The organism is Streptomyces sp. NBC_01216, from assembly GCF_035994945.1.
Classification (GTDB): Bacteria; Actinomycetota; Actinomycetes; order Streptomycetales; family Streptomycetaceae; genus Streptomyces.
Window position 1 is genome coordinate 6,453,194 of the sequence record NZ_CP108677.1, and the last position, 18,451, is coordinate 6,471,644.

The window sequence follows — 18,451 nt, forward strand, 5'->3', positions numbered from 1 at the left end:
GTTCTCCATCTTTCCGAGCAGTACCCTTGCTACCCGAAAAGCCCCGAGAGGCATGGAGCCCTCGGCCGGCGAGGCCGGTCGGGGGCTCTGTATGCACGAGCTACAGGGGATCGATGAATCGATCCCATATGAACCGGCCGAGTAGATATCGACCAACGCCGATGATCATTCGACCGACCATTAGTAGCCCATTAAACCAAGTGAATGACGTACTACTCGTGTCGCTCACTCGTTCTCCTTACGTCGGAAACAGTGGCATGGACCGCCGCTATCTCCGTGGAGACAAGGTCTACTTTACGCCCTTCGAGTCGATTCATACTCGGCGAGTCGCAGGTGCAGCTCGGCGAGCTTGTCGGTGGGTGGTGTCTTGTGCAGGGCCGTGACCGTCTTCTGGTCCTCAACCCGCTGGGCGACCTCTGCACCACCGAGCAGTGCGAGGGAGAACGGGATCAGAGCCTCCCAGGGGATGTCCGGGAACTGAACGACCAGCCAGGGAGTGAGGGCGGCCAGGGCGCCGAGCAGGCGCACGACGTGCTTACGGAACATGGGTGACCTCCTGGGTCGGAATGACGAGCTGGGGGACAACGGGGACATGAGTGGGCTTGGAGACCTCGGGGTGGACGGGAGCCGGCACGTCCGACTTCGGCTCCTCGGGCTTGGCCTCGACGTCCGGCTTCGGCTCCTCGGTCGGCTTCGGGTCGGGCTTCGGGGTCAGCTTGTCGAGCTTCCCGGAGACCTCGTGGAGCTTGTCCTTGACCTCTCGCAGCTCCTCCTCGATCCGGGCCAGACGGTCATCCCGTGAGGGCTTCTGAATCGGAGGCGCAACAGGCTTCGAAGGACGGGACTGCTCACGAGGCTTCCACTCCTTCACCGCAGTTGGCGTGACCGCGTGCTTACCGGCCTGGACCTTCACCTTCTGACCGGGGTAGATCAGGTGGGGGTTGGCGGCCAGGCCCGCGTTCCAACTCACGAGCTGTGCCAGGCTGACCCCGAAGCGGTTAGCGATCGAGGACAGTGAGTCGCCCTTGGCGACCGTGTACGTGCCCCTGTTGGTCGGAGGGGCCGGAGGCTTCGGCTTCTCAACGGGAGGCGTCGGCTTCTCCGGCCGGACCGGCGGGACGGGCTTGTCCGGAACGTTGATCTCCTGGTCCGGGTAGACCACGTTCGGGTTCTTGATGTCGGGGTTGGCGGCCAGGAGTGCCGCCAGGGAGACGCCGAGCAGCGCGGCGATAGCGCCGAGCGTCTGCCCCTTCCTCACCTTGTACTTGTTCCTGGGGGTACCCGTGGAGTCACCCGAGTTGGAGGCCGGTGCCGTTGCGGCAGCCGCGTACTTGAAGCCTGCCTTGCCCTTCTTCGAGGGGTCCGCGGTGACGATGCCCTCGGTGTACTGCGGCAGCCCGTAGCCGTGAACGTACGCGTCTCGGCGGCGGCGCTTGCGGGCCATGACGCCGTTGCCGTTCGCGTCGTTCGTCAGTGAGGTGTTGCCCTCGTAGGTGTAGATGTAGGTCTCGTCGTAGGCGTAGCAGATGCCCGTGTGGGTACTGCCTGATGTGCCGTAGATGACCTGGGCCCCGATCGCGGGGTACTCGCTCCACCGCGACCGCTGCTTGAACCACTGCATCGCGGTCCACACGCTTGCGGTTCGCGGGAAGAGACTCGCGACGCCTGCCTTCATGGCGACCCACGAGACCCACGTTGCGCACCACGGCTGGTAGTTCGACCATTCGAGTCCGGGTACCTGGCCGCTGTACTTCTGGTGGCCGGATGGACGTTCGCCTGGAGCGCGTTCGGCGCGGTAGCCGACCTCCCCCTTGGCGATGGACAGAACCTTGGAAGTCTGACTCATGTTGCCTCCTTTTGGGCATGAAAAAAGGGCCCGCCCTCATGGGGAGCCCTGCGCAACAACTGGATTCGGTGAGTTAGTTCATTCAGTGCGTTGCAAAATGATCAGCCGCTCTGGGTCGATCGCGGTAAGTATCTGGATCAGCCGGGCGTTCTCCTGCTCGATCCGCTTGAGGCGGTCCTTGATCTCGGTCAGGTCGAGTTCCAGCCGGTCTCCGCGGGCCTTCTGTGCCTCGGCTTCCGCCTTCCAGACCTCGGCGGTCTTGGCTTCGCGGGTTGCGCGAACGACGACCAGGCCGCCAACGATCGTCGCGAGGATTCCGCACAGTCCGAATGTGTTGAGGATCAGCGTCGTCGTATTCACGCACCCAACCCCTTGGCGTCAGGGGCGATCTGGATGGCACCGAAAGAATTCATCGACCAGTTCTCGTTCGAGGACGTGGCCTGAGTCCACGTTCCGCCCCAGCCGGTAACGGAGGCGAACACGTGGAACCCTTCCGGTATGTGGACCAAGCCGGAAAGGTTGACGCTGACGTACGAGCCAATAATCTTTGTCGTGGTTAGCGACTTGATGGCATCGCTGTAACTGTCATCCTCTGGTGCCTGTGTGCTCGCCAGGGTGTAAAGGGTTACTGACTTCTTGCCGTCCATGTCGCTCGGCGGCCGGAACGTCAGATTGGCCGTGACGAAGTACGTTCCGGTCGAAGGGCATCGAAATCTGACCATGTCAGTAGAACTCCAGCCGTGGCGCTGAAAATCCCACATGTCCCATTTCACTCGTGCCCGACTGGAGAAGCTGGTTATGGACTCGGCCCCCTTGACACGGAAAGCGCTGGGGGCGGCGAGTTGCTTGCTATTCTCGTAGAGGTAGGGATTAAGGTCCGAGGCCGCGACGAGTTGCCGCGAGGACCAGGCGGAGTAGGTGAGCATTCAGCCTCCCATGTAGACGGCTCCCAGAGTGTTGATGCGGCCATCACTTTTTCCGCTGACCCAGCGAGTTCCGGTGCCCCATCCGTAGAAGCGGACATTCAGAGGCTCGCCGGCACCCAGATAGATCAGGTCCTCCAAGGCGACGGAGCAGTCTTGGTTGATTCTTGTTGTGGTGTTCTGTGCAAGGATTCTTGCGCTGCCGCTGTTCCCGTGAATCTTGAACTGGAAGCCGTACGAAGCAGTATCCACACCACTTGTGTGCTGGGCTGAGCAGAAGAAATTGACGAGATACATGCCCGAGTACGGGACAGTGATAGCGGTACGGTCGGCGTAACCGTCTGCAAGGCGGCGCAGCGTGAACCCGCTGTCATTCGCATACATGCTGCTCCAGGGGAGGGCTACCTTTTCCTGTCCGGCTGACACATTGAAGGAGGTGCCACGGGCCGTGAATCTCGGCCGATTCTCCAGGTGGGCGAAGGTGTCGAACGTCTGACGGTTCATATCGGACACGCTGACAGCAGCGTTGTCTTTCCAGGGAGTGAGATTGGGAGGCTTTACCGCCGCCTGCCTCCAGCCGCCTGCACTTGGGCTCAACATGAAGGCATTGAAGTCGGCATCGAACTGGCTCGACGCGATCCCCCATCTCCCTGTTGCCCCCGAGTCCAGATAGACCTGCGAGCGAATCGACGTGCCCTTGGTGAAGTACTCGGTAATGCTGACGCGGATAGTCGTATAGCTTCCGGCGTGCTGATGCTGAAAAGTAGTGTGCCCGATATCCCCAGATGCACCCAGGCCGTTCGCGCCATCCGCCGTGATGTACGCGTTCAAATTCTCCCCGACAGCCCGGACCGTGTTTCCCCAGACAGCAGCATTGAACGTCACGTGGTAAACGCCGTCCTCGGGGATGCGGAATCGGATTCCGTCTGTGGTCGTGAACCCTCTCGTGGACAGCGTGGTTCGATTCCATATGACATCCCGTCGCTGTCCGGCGTAAAGAGGCTGATTCGGCGGGACGCCGACCGGAAAGGCGCCTCCAATTTTGACGCCGCGTGCCGAGAAATTCGGCATGTTCGCGTAGTACTTCTGTGGGTCCGTCACCCTTTCCCGCATGAGGGCAGGGGTGGGGATTTCACGCGACTGCCACCGCGTTAGCGTCGGCTTCGTCATGTTTCACCTCATCACTGGAGATAGGTCGTCTTGCCCAGAACAGAGGCAGCTGTGTCACCAAGAATCCAGGTCGGTAGTCCGTCATCGGCGCCGGGAATCTTGATAGTGATCACAGCGGCGGCCGGCACGGTCGTATCAAGCCTTGCCATGCCGACCTTCGCCCCAGACCCCGGAGTGTCCGCCGCATGAACTCGAATCTGGTTCTCGCCAAACTTCCCACCAATGGAATGACGGGAAACCAGGCCATCGGGGAACTGGACCGTGGAAAGGTTCTTGGACTCCGATACAACAGTGAAGAGAGACGTGTTGCCGAGAGGCGAGTTCATTGGCACCTCGTACACGTTCTTGTATTCCCTGATCTCCTGGAGTGGCGTGACAGGAAGGTTCAGCGTATCGGCGTATCGGTAGATGTAGTTGGCCACGGTGGAATCTCCGCCACCGGGTACGTGCCAGCGAACCGAGTCACCGTTGCGCAGGCCCCATTCACCGTCGTACCGGAAGACGACACAGGCGATCCAAGAGCCTGTAGCGAGTCGCTTGGCCTGCGGTATGGAGAGAGTCGGATTGAGGAGTTGCGGCATGTCCTTCTTGGCGACACAGATGGACACTACGAAGTCACCCAGGCGGATGCCATCTGGGAGCTTGTACGTCCGGAAATCCAAATCCACCTTTGGAGCTCCGTTAGCTGCGACGAAGGACGGATACTGGATGGGATCGGGATACTTGAACATCCACCCTTGGCCATCCCAAACTCTCACCACTGGCCTCTCGACCCATTTGGCTCCATCCCAGATTTTCTTGCTGGCCTCACGCCAGTCAGTACCGGTCCACCGCATCATGCGGTTGTACTTAGACGCCATAGGAGACCCAAACGTCGCCGGGCCTGAGCGTGATCCCTTGAGTTGCGGGATCAGCCGGCCCGGAGAAAACTCGCGCCGTGCCGATGTTCGAGGCGGTTACCGTCCCGGCGGTCTCGACATTCCCGTCATAGTCCACGCGAAAATTGGAGTTCGCTCCCGTGGTCTTTCCGTCGTTGACGGCCAGGGCCCACTTGTTTGTCCTTGCTCCTGCGCGGACCTCGAACGCGATGTGGGTATCGGTGTGCTGATAGAGCGTCATTGAGCCGTTCTGGCGCAGCGCAAAGTTGTATGTCCGATCCCCATTGCTCTGGTAGATGGTGTCGCCGCCAGGACTGGAGTCCTGGTTCATGAGGCCAAGCCATCGCTGGTTCTTAGGAAGGGCTACCTGGTTGAAGTCACGCCTCAAGTGATCCCCGAGCTTGGTATCCGTGTAGGCGCGGTCGCCGTGCGGGTCGGAGTTGGGGATCAGGTGCGTCCGAAAGCGGAGGCCCACATTGTTCGCGGTGAGCATGACCCGGCCCTTGCCGAAATCGACCCAGAGCTGTTCTGCTCCGTCCGGCCCCTGGAACTGGGGGATCATGCCCCGGTCATCGGAGAGGAGCCCGTCCAGGGGCTCGTCATTGGGGCCCTGGATGTCCTTCACCGGGTCGGGGTCCGTGGCTGTCAGGTACACCCGGCCGGGAAGGTTTGGGAGGCGTGAGCCGGCCTCGTCCTCGGCCACGTCAGCCGACGTTCCGCCAAAGTAGTTGCGTGCCATGGTGCCTCCCGTTACTTGAGTCCCTGCGTCTCGTAGACGCCGGAGAAGAGGATGTACGACTTGCGGGGGAACACTCGGAGGTAGTCAAGGCCCTCGTGAAGGTACTTCTGGTTCTGGTACAGAATGCGGGCTACGTTGGTTCGGTTGCCGCCCCACGTGTAGCCGCGGAGGTCAACGAAGTTGGGCATACCTGCGTCGTAGCCACCGTTCGTCATCTGCCCCGAGAGAACCTGGCCGATGTCGCCGTGAAACGGCATGGGCAATGTGAATGAGATGCAGTCGTCCTTGGCGTTGTTCCAGAAGTCGATTTCTGTGTTGTTGGCAATATCGACGGAGTACCAGACCATGTTCGGGGCGATCCAGCGCCACCGGCCTCGGGCCTGGAGTCTCCCGTCTGCGTTCACACGGGTGTTGAGGATCTTTGGTGTGTAGGTCTTCGTAGCGCCGAGATCCCGGGTGACTGTGTATCCGTCCGAACCGTTGAACGCCTCGTACTGGTTCTTTGGGTCAAGACACCGGATGAACGTGCCCTGGGGTTGGTGGTAGGCCACCGACTGAGCCGGGGCGACGGATGCCGCATCGTCCCCCGTCGTGTAGGGGTGGACTGGCTCCGCCACGGGATTGCCGCCGCCACCCTTGGGCACGCGGATGACGTACAGGGGCAGTTCCCACGCTCCGCCCGGCTGGCGGGCAGGCTTCGGGATCTTCGGAGAGGCCGACTCGGCGCCACGTCGGATCGCGAGATTCACCGAACTCCTTGCCAAGTCGGCCCGCAGGACCAGGAGGTCAACGCGTGACTTGTCCTTGGACAGATTGCTGTCGATGCGTACCGAGCTGGGGGCGTCGAGCTTGTAGTAGAAGCCACCCACGAATGCTTCGCCAGGCTGAACGGTAATAGTGTTCACGTCGGAAACTCTGGCGTAGAACGGCATTGCCTCCGGGACCATGTTGGTAGAGGTCAGAAGCATGTTGATGCGGTCACCCGACCACATCGAGGCCATGCTTTGCCAGTCGTTCTGAGTGACCGCAGTATGGCCACCATCGGGGGAGTCCTTCTCGAAGGGGTAACTCGACTCCGCCATTACAGCCTCGCTTCCAGCTTGCGCAGCTTCTCTCGAAGCTCACTCACGTGCTTGTAGAGATTGAGTGGTTCACCTGTTCCCTGTTCACCGATCTTGGGCGTCACGGTCGAGATCCGGCCCCCGTCCTCAACCGTGATGTTGACCTCTCGCACCACATCGACGTAGACCTCTCCATCGATGTCCACGGTCACCTTGTCGCCCAGGTAGTAGTCCCGGCCGAATCGGCACTGAGGGGTTTCCACGGGGTAGACCTGGAAGTTGCCGTTCTTCTGGTTCTCCTTGAAGATGCCGTCGGCCGCGGACTTGATGGAGTCCAAGTAGTGCTTGATAGCTGTGGCCTTGTCCTTCCACGGTTTACCGTCCGGGTCCGTACCGAGGTCTTCCCTGCCGTCCAAGGTCCTCGTGACCAGTTCGGGTCTGCCGTCCGTGCCCGTCCTCAACGGCACGTCGCGCCGGTCTACGAACTGCTCGATGACGAAGCCCCACTCGTCCTCGTCCTTGGTGACATCACCGACCCACAGCGGCGTGCCGTCCTGATCCTTGGCGCCAGGCTCGGGGAACTGCTTGATGAACCGTTCCTTGCCTTCGCCCTGACAGGCGACGATCACGCGAGTGACCCGAGGGGCCGTCAGGGTGGCGATGTACTCCCGCAGGTTGCCCAGCTCGGGGGAGAAGCGGACATCCATCGACTTGTCGGCGGGCTCGAAGACAGTTAGTTCAATCCTTCTGGTGTCGGGATTCCAGAGGAACTGGTAGCCGATCTCGCCTTCCTTGGTCCAGGTCTCCGCCAGAGTGCCGATGGAGTCGTATCGCAGTGTCCCGCCGATCTGCTTGCCGACCTTCGGAGGGGTGCCGGCCGTCAGGGGTTTCGGGCCCATGGCCACGCCGGGGACCTTGCGGCCTGGCAGGCTCCGGTTACCGAAGGCGAAGTCGTACTCGACCCAGAGGGCCTGGCCGGCCTCGAAGCCGTACGTCCTGCGGTCCTGGCCCTTCCACTGCTGGTCGATCGGCAGCACCTTGCGGGCGTCGCCTTCGCCAGTGGTGCCAGGGAACGCGAGATAGCCGTAGGGGATCTTGTTGTCGCACTTCCCGCCCACGTAAACGGAGCCGACTCCGGTGTGCTGTTCGGTCGTCCAGTACTTCTGGAACGTCTCGATCTGCCCGGAGAAGATGGGGTTACCGGGACGCTCGTCTATCCAGACGGCTATCCCGCCGCCCTTCTCCAGGAGCTTCGATTGTGGAGTGTCGTCCCGTACAAGGAGCTGCCAGGAGCCGGCACGGTTGAATCGGAGGACCAGATCGAGCTTCATCCACGTGTCCAGCTCGCCTATGCGGTTCAGGTTCCGGTCGCGAACTTCGATGCGATAACCCATCGTCAGTAGCTTTCGTAGCGAGGGAGCATCCGCAGACGGAGGGCCGCCGTGGAAGCTCCCGGATTCATCTTCACGTTGACCTTCGACTCCCCAGAGGGAATCGAGAACAGAGACGGGCTCTTGTCGAGGTCGGGCCAGTAGTTCTTGCCGGTGCTGCTGCGGACCGTCTTGTATCCGGGGCGAGTGTCGATCGTCAGCGTCTCCCCACCGGCGATGATGTCCTTCGTGCCGCCGCCCTTGTTGATGCCGAAGCGTTGTCCGGCCTGATTGGAGATCGTGAAGGACCTGATAGGGCCTGTCAGTTCCCAGACGGGCCAGCACTCGACATCGCCTGGGTTGTTGACGGGTACACCGGAGGATGTGATGGTGCCCCGGCTGATCTCCATGGGAAGGAACGGCTTGCCGACTCCCATGAGGAAGACCTTCCCTGCTCCGGTCTTCCACTCGGCCACAACCTCATTGGCCCCGTAGAACCATGGGTCGAAGGCGGTCAGTTGAACGCCGTACCGGCACCAGGTGAACCCGGCGTCGTCGGGACTTTCCTTTCCCTCCAGACCGCCCTTGTAGTAGGCGGTGATGTAGCGGGACGTGCCGTCGCCCTCGGTGAAACGGAGTACGCAGTACCCGTTCTTCGGGTTCAGGGTGCGGGTCAGCTTCCGCTTCAACCGCAGGAGCGTCCTGCGGTCCACCCCGTACAAGTAGAGCGGAAGCAGGATCTGTCGTGCCGCGGCCTTCGTGGACCGGAAGGCGCCTCCGTCGAGGTTGGGGCTGGTGTCGTAGAAGACTTCCATGGGGGGCATGTCGAGACCCTGAGCGCCATCCTGGAGGAAGATGGCTGGCCACGATCGGCCCGAGAAGTCGGTGAGGGCGATGGGCTCGCCCTCACCGTTGCTTCCCGTGATCGTGACGTTCGTGTGCCCCCACACATCCGGGGAAGGCGGCCTTCCGACGACGGGGATGTTCTCTTCCCACTTGGGCTGCCTGTATCCCGGAATTGGCATAGCACACCTCACTCGTTTTTGGGCAAGCAAAAGCCCCGGCCGGGTGGCCGGGGCTTCCGCTCCCGCTACATTCCGTACATGGTCTCCACGTACTGGAGTCCACGAATAACGGCCTGAGTGGTGTCCTCGGCCTTTGCTTCGTGAATGTGGATTTCGTAGCGGTTACCGAGCAGGTCTCGGGTTTCCCCGTTGTTGTAGACCCTCTCGCCGCCCCGGAAATTCACCAGTTCCGGTCCGCGTTCACCAACCAGGGCGAGACCGGGAGACGCGTACTGGGTGCCGGTCCAGTAGCCCTTCGGAGGCTTTGTCGGATCGGCCTGCTGTACGCGTGAAATGTCGCCGTACCGGGCCTTGATGTAGTTGATCGCGGCAGCGATATTCGCGACCGGATCGAAGATGTCCCACGACGTCCCCGACTGGTGATACGCCTTGAAGGTCGTGGGTACTACCTGCATCAAGCCCTTGGACGAGTTGCCGACTACGGCATTGGAGTCCCAGTCATTGACGGCCCGTGCGTTCCCTCCGGACTCGCGGCGGATGATCGTCGCGATGCCGTCGGACCACTTGGAGCCGCCCACCCCCGTCAGGCTCATCGCCTTGGCGATGGCCTTGGCGATCTCCCCGTCAACACCACCACCGAGCGAGCCGGTGAACTTCGGGATGCTGCCCGGCCAGGCGTTCAGCACGGGGCCGTCAACCGAGGTGTTTCCACCTGTGGGCCGCAGCGCCGCCGTAGCGCTTCGCCAGTAACCTCGGGACCGCTTGAGCTGGTTGGACTCGTTACCGCCAACCGTCTCGTCCGGGCCCGTCTTGATGTTGATGTGGCCGTTGCCCTGGTAGGTCATCAGGTCGCCAGGCTGCGACTGCGACACGGGAACGTGACGCATGGCCGCGTTCCAGGTCGCCACGGCAGGCCAGCGATTCCGCGGTGCCCCCTTGGGGCTGTTGCCATAGGCCGAATTCGCTCCGGCCTTGTCCACCACGTACGAGATGAAGTCGGCACACCAGGCTTCCCCGTTGCCGAGGTTGTACTTGGAGCCGCCCACCATCGGGGCCTCGTTGCGGTGCTCGTCAAGAGCGACCTTGACCGCAGCACCCCCACCACCAGAGGTGTGGTCGTCAACCCACTTGGTCCACTTCTCCGCCCACGGTCGGCCCTTGTCGAAGCCCCGCGCGGACAGGTCACCCGACACACCGAAGGTGCGGGTCACGGTGTCGAGCATGGGCTTGATGACCGACTGCCATCCGGCCTTGAAGGCGCTGGTGTAGCCGTCGAAGTCATCGTCCTTGTGCTTGTTCACCCAGTCCGCACCGGTCGGGCCAGTGAACGCGGCCTGGCCGACGATCCCGCCCCTGGCGTAGACGTGGCCGCCTCGACGGGCCTGCTCGTTCCAGCGGAGGATCGTCTCCGCACCGAGAGACCTGACGACCTCCGGACGGAGGATTCCCTCGCCCTTGGACAGGACGGCCGGGACCGTATCGACGCCAGGCTGGTAGCCCGGCACGATGCCACCGGTCGAGAACTGCACCGGAGACAGCGGAGGCCCTGTACCGGCGAGCTTCGCCATGGCGGACATCATCGAGACGGCACCACGGTTGTAGGGGCCGCTGACCGTGGTCCTGGTGGACGAGTCCACGTAGGACATGGCCTGGCCCCACGCGGTCCGGATCTGAGACCCGGAAGTCTCGAAGAACCGCTTGGTGGTGTCCACGTTGCTGCGGAGTTGCGTAAGGGAGCTGGACACGTCGGAGACCGACGCGGAGACCCTGTTCTGCACGTCGGACCAGACGCCCTGGTTCGTGGACTGGAAGGCCCGCTCCGTCTGGGCCAGAGGCCCGGACAGGTGCTGGACCCACCGGGTCTGAGCCGGGGTGATCGTGCCATCAATGGCCGTGCGGACCTTGGTCGCCACCTGGTCCCAGTCGGCGGCCGACGACGAGCGGTGAGCCGCCACGGCCTTCGTCAGGTCCTCAAGTGACGCGATGATCTTGGCTACGACTTCCTCATACGCCTTCGCGTCAGGGATAGAAGTGTCACTTTCCAACTTCGAGGCAGTGGAAAGAGTCCCCGATTTCGCGCCCGAGTTGAGCCGCTGGATGGCGGCATGGCCGAGAAAGCGCACGGCTTCCGGACGGAGTACGGCTTCGCCGGGCGACAGCATCGCGTGAACCCTGTCGTTTCCCGGAGAGTAGCCGGGAACAATCCCGCCGTCCGCGAACTGGAAAAGCCCCTTCGTGTTCGGCATCAATTCCTTGACCCGCACAACGAAGTTATCGAAGACTTCCTCCGCGTACTCGGACGGATTCGACCAGATCTCCTGGAGCAGGCGAACCATTTCCTTGACCTGATCGACCATGCCTTGAAACATCGACTTCACGGAGGACAGCGCATCCTCGAAAAAGCCGACCGGATCGGTGATCGCATCCTTCAAGGCTCCGAGGATTTCAGCACCCGAATCCCAGACATTCGAGACAAGATCCTTTAGGATCTGAGGGATCGACTTCACCATGTCGGTCATAAAGCGACCGCCACGCTGGAGGACGTTCCCCTCACCCTTCCAGACGTCATCCCAGAAAAGCTGGCCAGCAGTCGGAGCGATGCCGCCAGCGGCGATGCCGATAAGGTTTCCGATCCCGGTAGGCGCCTTCGTCAGGAACGACGGAACCCGCTCAAGGATGAAATCCTTCATCTTGCCGAATCGGTTGTTCACGAGTCGGCCGGCGCCGTCGCCGCCAGCCTGAGCACCCCAGTGGCGCACGTTGGAACCTGTCGGGCCTCCGATGGTCTGACCCGCTCCAGCCATCCCGATACCGCCCGTGAAAGCCCCGATTCCGGGACGCACGTTCACGATGTCGTACAGCTCTTCAAGGATGCTCAGCGGCCAGGTTCCGGTTTTCGAGGAGCCCTCGCCGGCCTTGCCCTTCGCGTGACGCGAGACGCGTCCACGGGCAGCAGCCGAGTTCCATGCGTTGATGGTGTCGGAGCCGAGAGCGTTGGCGATCTCCGGACGGAGCACGGCTTCACCCGGAGACAAGATCGCGTGGTAGTTGTCCACCCCCGGCGCGTAGCCGGGCACGATGCCACCGAGCGCGTGCTTGTTGCCCTTGCCCTTGCCGCCACCGCCCCCACCGAAGCCGGTGAGCCGGTTGACTTCGCCCAACTTGCCCCCAAGGGCCCCGGCTTTGCCTTCGGCCTGGTCGAGCGCGTCACGCAGGGTACGGACCTTGCTGGTGATCTGCCCCAGCCCCCGCCCGTTGACGTCCTTGATCTTGTCGTTGAGGCCCTTGGCCTTCGAGTACGAATCCTTGATCGCGGGGGTGAGGTTCGAGGAGAACTTCGCGCGGAGGCTGTCCAGGGAACGGCCGTTGAGTTCCTGCACCTTGGCGGCGACCTGGGCGACGTAGCGCTTCGCGGTGTCGGCCTTGTCCTTCAAGAACTCGAACTGCTGGCGGACCATGCCGAGCTTGCCCTCGTTGAGGTCATTCACGGCCTGGCGGACCTGCTTGATTCCCGACTGTGCTGTCCCGGCCTTCTCCTTGACGGAGATGAGTCGCTGGCCCAGTTCGGACAGTGGCGACCGGTTCAGCTCCCGCACCGAAAGGCGGGCCTGGTCGATCTCGCGGTCAGCGTTCTGAGCGCCGCCCTTGACGCTGGAGCCGGCCTCGCCGCCCAGCTCGTTGGAGAGCGAGTTCAGTCGCGCCCGGTTGAGGTTGTAGATCCGGCTCTGGATCTGCTGGATCGTCTGGTCCACGTCACGCAGAGCGCGCTCAGCGTCGCTGGTCTCTACGGTCAGGCGGGTGGAACGGCTGTCCTGCCCCCGCATCCGGTCCATGCCCCGGCGAGCCAGGGAACGGTCGTCTCCGTCGTGGTAATCGGCTCGTCGCGCCTGGTACGCCTCACGGAAGTTGCCCTTGCCGGCCGCGACGCCGGAGAGGAACTGGTTCCCGGTGCGGAAGGCTCCGCGGACTCCCTTCGCGAGGCCACCCGTGAGCTTGAGGAGCGGAAGAAACGATTTTCCTACCTTGCCGAGAATCTTGGTGGCAAGACCGATCGCGATGGCCAGAGGTCCCAGCACCGCAACGACCTTGACTGCCTTGGCGACGAGATCCTTCAGCCATGGGTGCTCGTTGAGCAACGCCTGAGTCTTCTCGACCCCGCCCAGGAGAAGGTTGAGCGCCTTGAGCAGGTTTCCGGAAAGGCCCCCGGCGAGCTTCTGGAAGTCCGGGTCCTCTACGAGGTCCTTGAGGCGGTCAGCGAGCTTGTGCGTGTTCTGGCCGAGTTCCGTCCACTCGAACTTGCCCGAGTCGTTGTACTCACCAAAGAGCTTGCCGAGGGTCAGCTGCATCTGTTCCTTGACGGACGTGAAGTGTCCGCCGATGGAACCGGTGCCAAGAGCTTCTGCGGAGCCCTTGACCCCCGGCGCTGTCTGATACGCCTTGATGAACTTGTCGAAGAACTCCTTGGAGTTCACGCCGCCCTTGGGGTCCTGGACCTCCTTGAGGAAGTCGGGACCGCCCTTGAACCCGGCGATCTTACCGATTTCATTCATCGGGATACCGGTGCCGCGGACAAACTGACGAAGGTACCGGGTGGACAGCTTGCCCTGGTCCATCATCATGTCGGCGGCCATCATGCCGCCCTTGACCTTCTCCGGGTTTGTGATGCCGAAGGAAGCGGCGTAGTCAGCGATGCCCTTGATCAGCAGCCGGGACTTCTTGAGGGAATCCGAAGTGGAGTTGCCATAGGACTCGAAGTTTCGAGCGACCTGGGAGAACTTGTCGGTCATGTCCTCCAGGGAGAACGGGGTGTGAACCGCAAAGTCCTGGATGGATTGGAGCCCCTTGGCGACTTCCTTCTGGTTGAAGCCGGCCCGGTTCAGGCCCTCCGAGGAGTAGAACTGCATGTCGGCGCTCGTAGCACCGATCTTGGTGACGTATCCGGCAGCGATGGCCAGGGGAGTAACGAGGTTCTGCGTGATGCTCCGGCCGACCTGCTCAAGGTTCTGGCCGTATGTCTCCGTGGTCTGCGAGAGGGACTTCCACTGCTCCCCGGCGGACCGCATGGAAGTCCTGTGCTGCCGGTCCCAGGAGGCGATCTGACGACGGTTGCTGGCGATCACGTCGGCATACGCCGAGCGGGTCTGCTGGAGACCCCGCAGCTCGTCGCGCAAGAAAGCGACGCGGGCCTGATGGGCCGCACGCTCCTCAGCCACGCGCTGACGCACAGCGGCGGCCAGCTCGCGTTCGGCGGCCCGCTGCTCAGCCGCGGCCCGTCGAGCCGCAGCGGCCAGCTCACGCTTCATCTGTGAGACCTCGCGGGCAAGGGCCCGCTCCTCGGTCCTCTCCGCTTGGACGCGGCGACGGGTCTCCGCCATGGCCTCACGCTGGAGACGTGCCCGCTCCTGGGCCTGGGCCCGAAGTTGGGCGGTCTGTTCGCGCCGGATCTGTGCGACCTCGGCGGCGAGAGCCCGCTCTTCCTTGCGTTCTGCCTGGACACGGCGGGTCGTCTCGGCCCGAGCTTCCTTCTCTGCGCGGGCCTTCTCCTGCGCCTTTTGGCGCTCGTCCCGGATCGCCTCCTGGACGGCCTGACGGTTGGCTTTCACCGTGTCGGTGATGGCCTTCCGGGTGGCCTTCGAGGTGCCTTCCTCCAGCTGCTCGCGCTGCTTCGCGAGGTTCCGGTAGGTGCGGAACTGCTTGCCGGCCTCCTCCCCGTGGAAACGGGTGAGGGATCGCTCGATCTGGCGGAGCTTGTTGGAGGTATCGACCGCTTCCTTCTCGGTGGCCTTCCCGGCCTGCTTTGCAGCCTTGGAAGTAGCGGTGGCGATCCCGTTGAAGCCGCCCGTCAGTCCCTTGGAGAACGCAGCCGCCCCGGCCTTGCCCATCGCCGTGAGCTGAGTGGTCAGATCGGTGCGAAGCCTTGCCAGAGCGATCTTGGAGAGCTCGGGGTAAATCTCGATGAAACCGGCGCCTACCTTGACGGGCGCTCTTCCTCGCGTAGCCATGCAGCCTCCTAGGGGTTGCCGAATGTGTTGAAGAACGAAGCCACCTCATCGCCGGAGGCGAACTCGCGAGGCTTCGGCTTCTCTGCAACCTGCCCGGGACGGGGAAGTGGCTTCGGAGGGTCGAGGTCGTTGTCCTCGGTTGAATTGGCCTTGATGAACAAGTAGTTCGACAGTTCAAGACCGTCGGAGATTCGGGCCAGAATGTGATTGGTCTCGGTCCAGGACGTTGCCTCGTCAATCTCGATGAGGAGCAACGATTCTCCGGGCTTCTTGAAGAGGGCCTGGATCAGGACGTGGACGCGGCGGAGAGAGAGCCGCCCGGACCACAGGTCGAGCAGGTCAACCCCGAAGTGCGACAGGAGGTCGGCTTCCAGGGGATCGCTGTACTCGTGGAGGATGCGGGCGGTCTGTATCAGTTTCCCGGCTCACCGAATCCTGCGGCCTCAGTGACCTTCTCCAGGAACTCGTTGAACTCGCCAATGGTGCAGCGCAGAGCCCGGTACGTGGCCCACTGTTCCGGGCCGACGATGGCCCGAGTGATCGCCCGCTCGCCGGCTCCCTCCTCGATCACGTCCAGGACCTCATCCGGCAGGTTCATCGGGGCCGGGATCACGAACTTCTCGCCCTTGAACTCGAAGGCGGTCTCCTTGCCCTTCGCCTCAGCGGACTTGGCGGCAGCGGTGGTCTTCTTGGCAGCAGTCATGGGAACTCCAGAACACATCGGAGGAAGATGAGAGAGGGGCGGGGATTTCTCCCTCCCCGCCACGGGGATAAGTTCAATTAGGCGGCAGGCTTGATGGTCTGGATGACCGAGAAGGCGACGGAAGCAGAGTCCTTGGCCTGACCGGAGGCGTCCTTCGCGATGATGGAGAACTGATACTCGGTATCGCTGGTGAGGCCGCTGATCACAGCAGATGTGCCCTTTCGGGTCTCAGTCTTGGGTCCGCCGCTGATCTCGTAGTCAGTGGCCCCGGCAACGGCGTTCCAGGACAGCTTCACGGAGGTGTCCGTGACATCGCTGACCGAAAGGCCGTCCGGGGCCGTCAGAAAGACTCGGCCTGCTTTGCGTTTACCGTCAGCTTCTCGGTCGCCTCAACATTGAGGACCGTGCCGGCGCTTGCCTTGACGGTGTACTGGTCAACCGGGGTATCGGCTGCCACTGCGACCGGGATAGCGAACGATCCGTTCTCCTCAACGACCTTGGCCGTGTAGGTGAACTTGACGGAGGACGAGGAGAAGGAGAGGGAGACTTCCTCGCCGGTCGGGAAGCCCTGACCGACCACATTGAAGTGTCCGGTCTGCGCGACCGTACTCGGCTGGAGAGTCACCTTGGTCGCCACTTCGACCGGGCCGTCGATCACCTGGTCATCGGTCAGGACATAGCCGAGGTTCCCGGAGCGGTCAAGCGCGTCGATCGTCAGCTCGAACTTGCCGTTCTCGGCTCGCTGGAGCTGAATCGCACCGCGATCGGAGATCATGGCACGGCCGATGACGCAGCGGTATCGGACCGGCTTTCCGTCAATGGACTGCGACCAGTCAACAACCAGTGCGATTTCCTGGAGTTCGGGAGTGGACTTGAGGTCGAGCCGGTAAGTGCCCGGAACGACCTTGCCTTCCTTGTCGGTGGCCGGCACCCACTTGGCCCCGAAGAACAGCTCGGTCGTGAGCTGGTTCGTCTCCATGAGGGTCGCCTTCACCTGGAAGGAAGCGCTCTTGACGTTGTAGAGCACAGGCACAGCGCTCTGCCAGACGTTCACCGGGTCGGTCTCGATCGACGGGGTGATGGTGACGCCGCCCTCGTCCACGTATCCCAGAGCACGGAAGTCGCCATCCGCGGTGAAGGGAACGGTGTCACGGGGGAGGATGTCCGCTACCTTGTCGGCCGGCGCAACATAGATCTCACCCGAGGGTGCAAAGCGGATCTTCTTGGAGTTACCGGAGTTCTCAGCCATAGGGCCTCCTGTGAGTGGGCATGAAAAAGGCCCCTGTGACAGGGGCCTGGAAAGTCGGAAGCGCTATCACATTCCAACTTCGAGGGAAAAAAGAGAGGCTGCCGGGCTCACGCCTCGGTCAGGAAGAGGGTCACTTCCCCTTGGTAGGTGTGCTCACGGGAGGTGGAGTCGGGGAAGTAGCGGGGGCTGATCGCCTCGTCCACGTCGAGGACCAGGGCGTCACCGACGACGCGGGCAGGCAGGTCCTCAAGCAGGCATTCGCGCACTCGGTAGGCGACGGCCGCGGCCTCCGCTCGATCCTTCGCGTACACCTGGTAGGTGATGTCGGCGCGGTCCATGCGGGCCCGGATGATCCGGAAGCCCCCAGCGTGCTCCAGGTAGATCGTGGTGTCTCCCGGCTCGCGGCCCACCAGGTCGCCGGTGACGAAGTCAGTTAGTTCATGCAGGCCCTTGAGGTAGCCGAAGACCACCGACACGGGATCGAGACGCATCAGCCTTCACGCTCCTTCAGCAGGGCTTCCTTCAAGGTGTGGTTGCCGGGATGGCGTCGGCCGCCCTTGTCCCGCCAGCCGTACTCGATGAGGAGGGCGTGCCTGTCTGCCTGCACCGCTGAATGAACTGTCCCCTCGACCTCGTACGCGGTGACGGAGAGGGAGCGGGCGTACATGTTCCACGAGCCCTTGCTGTTCTTCGGAGCAGACCCACGGGCGGTCGCGGCGATGGCCGATGCCTTCTGCGCGAGCATCTTGGCCGTCTCGGCTGAGGACATGAGGCGGTGCATGGCGGCCTCGTCGAGGATCAGGCGGAAACGGGCTGCCATCAGTGCTCCACCCGCCAGGCCCGGACCCGCACATGCCGGAGGGAGCCGTGCTCCCAGGGCATCGGCACACCATCGACCTCGTACAGCTGCGACCCGAACTGGAGCCGGTCTGCGGAATTCACGTCGGCCCCGTAGGGCAGGTAGACGAGAACCCGCTCCTGTGCCGTCTCCCTCTCGGGGGATCGGACCTCGAAGGATCGGTCAGGCTGGACGTTGCCAAGGCCCTTGAAGACCACGACCGCACGGGACCAGTCCCGCTTCTTGCCGTAGGTCGTCTCGGTCAGGCCGGCACGGAGGATGCGAACCTCGTCGCGGAAGAGGTTCTTCACGCGTCCTCCCGGATCAGGGAGACCGAGGCGAGCTTCTTCCGGTACCGCTTGAGCGAGGACCTGGCCGCAGGAGAGAGGGACTGCGTGGTCGCAGTCGAGCCGAACTCGACCTGGATGTCTCCCACGCGTTCGCTCACGATGCCCGGAGCCACCGCGAGCCACCGGATCACCTCGGCGCAGATCACGGCCTTGATGCCCGGCGTTTCCGCGTAGCCGCTTCCGCAGTGGTCCCGCACGAGGGCGGAGGCGTCCTCAATGAACGCCTCCACCCTCGGCTTCTCATCGTCCCCGATTGTGCGCCCCAGACGAACAGAGATGTCGTCCACGGTGATGTTC

19 protein-coding genes are annotated in these 18,451 nt (G+C 62.8%); all 19 read right to left on the reverse strand.

Translation table 11 applies throughout. The annotated features are described in order from the left end of the window. Positions 1 to 294: 294 nt before the first annotated feature. Positions 295 to 546: a hypothetical protein gene (locus OG393_RS29095; protein WP_327377657.1), complete on the reverse strand. Its 252-nt coding sequence runs from the start codon at positions 544 to 546 to the stop codon at positions 295 to 297. Then, positions 536 to 1,846: a LysM peptidoglycan-binding domain-containing protein gene (locus OG393_RS29100; protein ID WP_327377658.1), complete on the reverse strand. Its 1,311-nt coding sequence runs from the start codon at positions 1,844 to 1,846 to the stop codon at positions 536 to 538. Before OG393_RS29100 ends, OG393_RS29095 begins: the two co-directional genes overlap by 11 nt. A gap of 78 nt (positions 1,847 to 1,924) precedes the next feature. After that, entirely contained in the window at positions 1,925 to 2,206 is a 282-nt protein-coding gene (locus tag OG393_RS29105; RefSeq protein ID WP_327377659.1) for a hypothetical protein, read from the reverse strand. Next, positions 2,203 to 2,772: a hypothetical protein gene (locus OG393_RS29110; protein WP_327377660.1), complete on the reverse strand. Its 570-nt coding sequence runs from the start codon at positions 2,770 to 2,772 to the stop codon at positions 2,203 to 2,205. The genes OG393_RS29105 and OG393_RS29110 overlap by 4 nt, the downstream gene beginning before the upstream one ends. Next, positions 2,773 to 3,939 (reverse strand): hypothetical protein, encoded by a 1,167-nt coding sequence (locus OG393_RS29115; RefSeq protein ID WP_327377661.1) that lies wholly within the window; start codon positions 3,937 to 3,939, stop codon positions 2,773 to 2,775. Between the two features lie 11 nt (positions 3,940 to 3,950). After that, a complete protein-coding gene (locus tag OG393_RS29120; RefSeq protein ID WP_327377662.1) occupies positions 3,951 to 4,670 on the reverse strand; it encodes a hypothetical protein in 720 nt (239 codons plus the stop codon). 118 nt (positions 4,671 to 4,788) lie between these two features. Further along, positions 4,789 to 5,556, reverse strand: a complete 768-nt coding sequence (locus OG393_RS29125) for a hypothetical protein (RefSeq protein ID WP_327377663.1) — start codon at positions 5,554 to 5,556, stop codon at positions 4,789 to 4,791. Positions 5,557 to 5,567: 11 nt separating this feature from the next. Further along, positions 5,568 to 6,638, reverse strand: a complete 1,071-nt coding sequence (locus OG393_RS29130) for a hypothetical protein (RefSeq protein WP_327377664.1) — start codon at positions 6,636 to 6,638, stop codon at positions 5,568 to 5,570. Next, positions 6,638 to 8,011, reverse strand: coding sequence for a Gp37-like protein (locus tag OG393_RS29135; protein WP_327377665.1), 1,374 nt, complete (start codon positions 8,009 to 8,011; stop codon positions 6,638 to 6,640). The genes OG393_RS29130 and OG393_RS29135 overlap by 1 nt, the downstream gene beginning before the upstream one ends. A gap of 2 nt (positions 8,012 to 8,013) precedes the next feature. Continuing rightward, positions 8,014 to 8,811 (reverse strand): phage tail family protein, encoded by a 798-nt coding sequence (locus OG393_RS29140; RefSeq protein ID WP_327377666.1) that lies wholly within the window; start codon positions 8,809 to 8,811, stop codon positions 8,014 to 8,016. A 266-nt stretch (positions 8,812 to 9,077) separates the two neighbouring features. Beyond that, entirely contained in the window at positions 9,078 to 15,014 is a 5,937-nt protein-coding gene (locus OG393_RS29145; protein ID WP_327377667.1) for a transglycosylase SLT domain-containing protein, read from the reverse strand. 8 nt (positions 15,015 to 15,022) lie between these two features. Next, a complete protein-coding gene (locus tag OG393_RS29150; RefSeq protein ID WP_327377668.1) occupies positions 15,023 to 15,268 on the reverse strand; it encodes a hypothetical protein in 246 nt (81 codons plus the stop codon). Between the two features lie 158 nt (positions 15,269 to 15,426). After that, positions 15,427 to 15,717 carry a hypothetical protein gene (locus OG393_RS29155; protein WP_327377669.1) on the reverse strand — a complete coding sequence of 97 codons (291 nt, stop codon included), beginning with the start codon at positions 15,715 to 15,717 and terminating at the stop codon, positions 15,427 to 15,429. Positions 15,718 to 15,794: 77 nt separating this feature from the next. Beyond that, entirely contained in the window at positions 15,795 to 16,061 is a 267-nt protein-coding gene (locus OG393_RS29160; RefSeq protein ID WP_327378587.1) for a fibronectin type III domain-containing protein, read from the reverse strand. After that, entirely contained in the window at positions 16,058 to 16,966 is a 909-nt protein-coding gene (locus OG393_RS29165; protein WP_327377670.1) for a phage tail tube protein, read from the reverse strand. Before OG393_RS29165 ends, OG393_RS29160 begins: the two co-directional genes overlap by 4 nt. A 107-nt stretch (positions 16,967 to 17,073) precedes the next feature. Continuing rightward, positions 17,074 to 17,457, reverse strand: coding sequence for a hypothetical protein (locus tag OG393_RS29170; protein ID WP_327377671.1), 384 nt, complete (start codon positions 17,455 to 17,457; stop codon positions 17,074 to 17,076). Then, positions 17,457 to 17,786 (reverse strand): hypothetical protein, encoded by a 330-nt coding sequence (locus tag OG393_RS29175; RefSeq protein WP_327377672.1) that lies wholly within the window; start codon positions 17,784 to 17,786, stop codon positions 17,457 to 17,459. Before OG393_RS29175 ends, OG393_RS29170 begins: the two co-directional genes overlap by 1 nt. Continuing rightward, a complete protein-coding gene (locus OG393_RS29180; protein WP_327377673.1) occupies positions 17,786 to 18,115 on the reverse strand; it encodes a hypothetical protein in 330 nt (109 codons plus the stop codon). The genes OG393_RS29175 and OG393_RS29180 overlap by 1 nt, the downstream gene beginning before the upstream one ends. Further along, positions 18,112 to 18,384, reverse strand: a complete 273-nt coding sequence (locus OG393_RS29185; RefSeq protein ID WP_327377674.1) for a hypothetical protein — start codon at positions 18,382 to 18,384, stop codon at positions 18,112 to 18,114. Before OG393_RS29185 ends, OG393_RS29180 begins: the two co-directional genes overlap by 4 nt. Between the last annotated feature and the right edge of the window lie 67 nt (positions 18,385 to 18,451).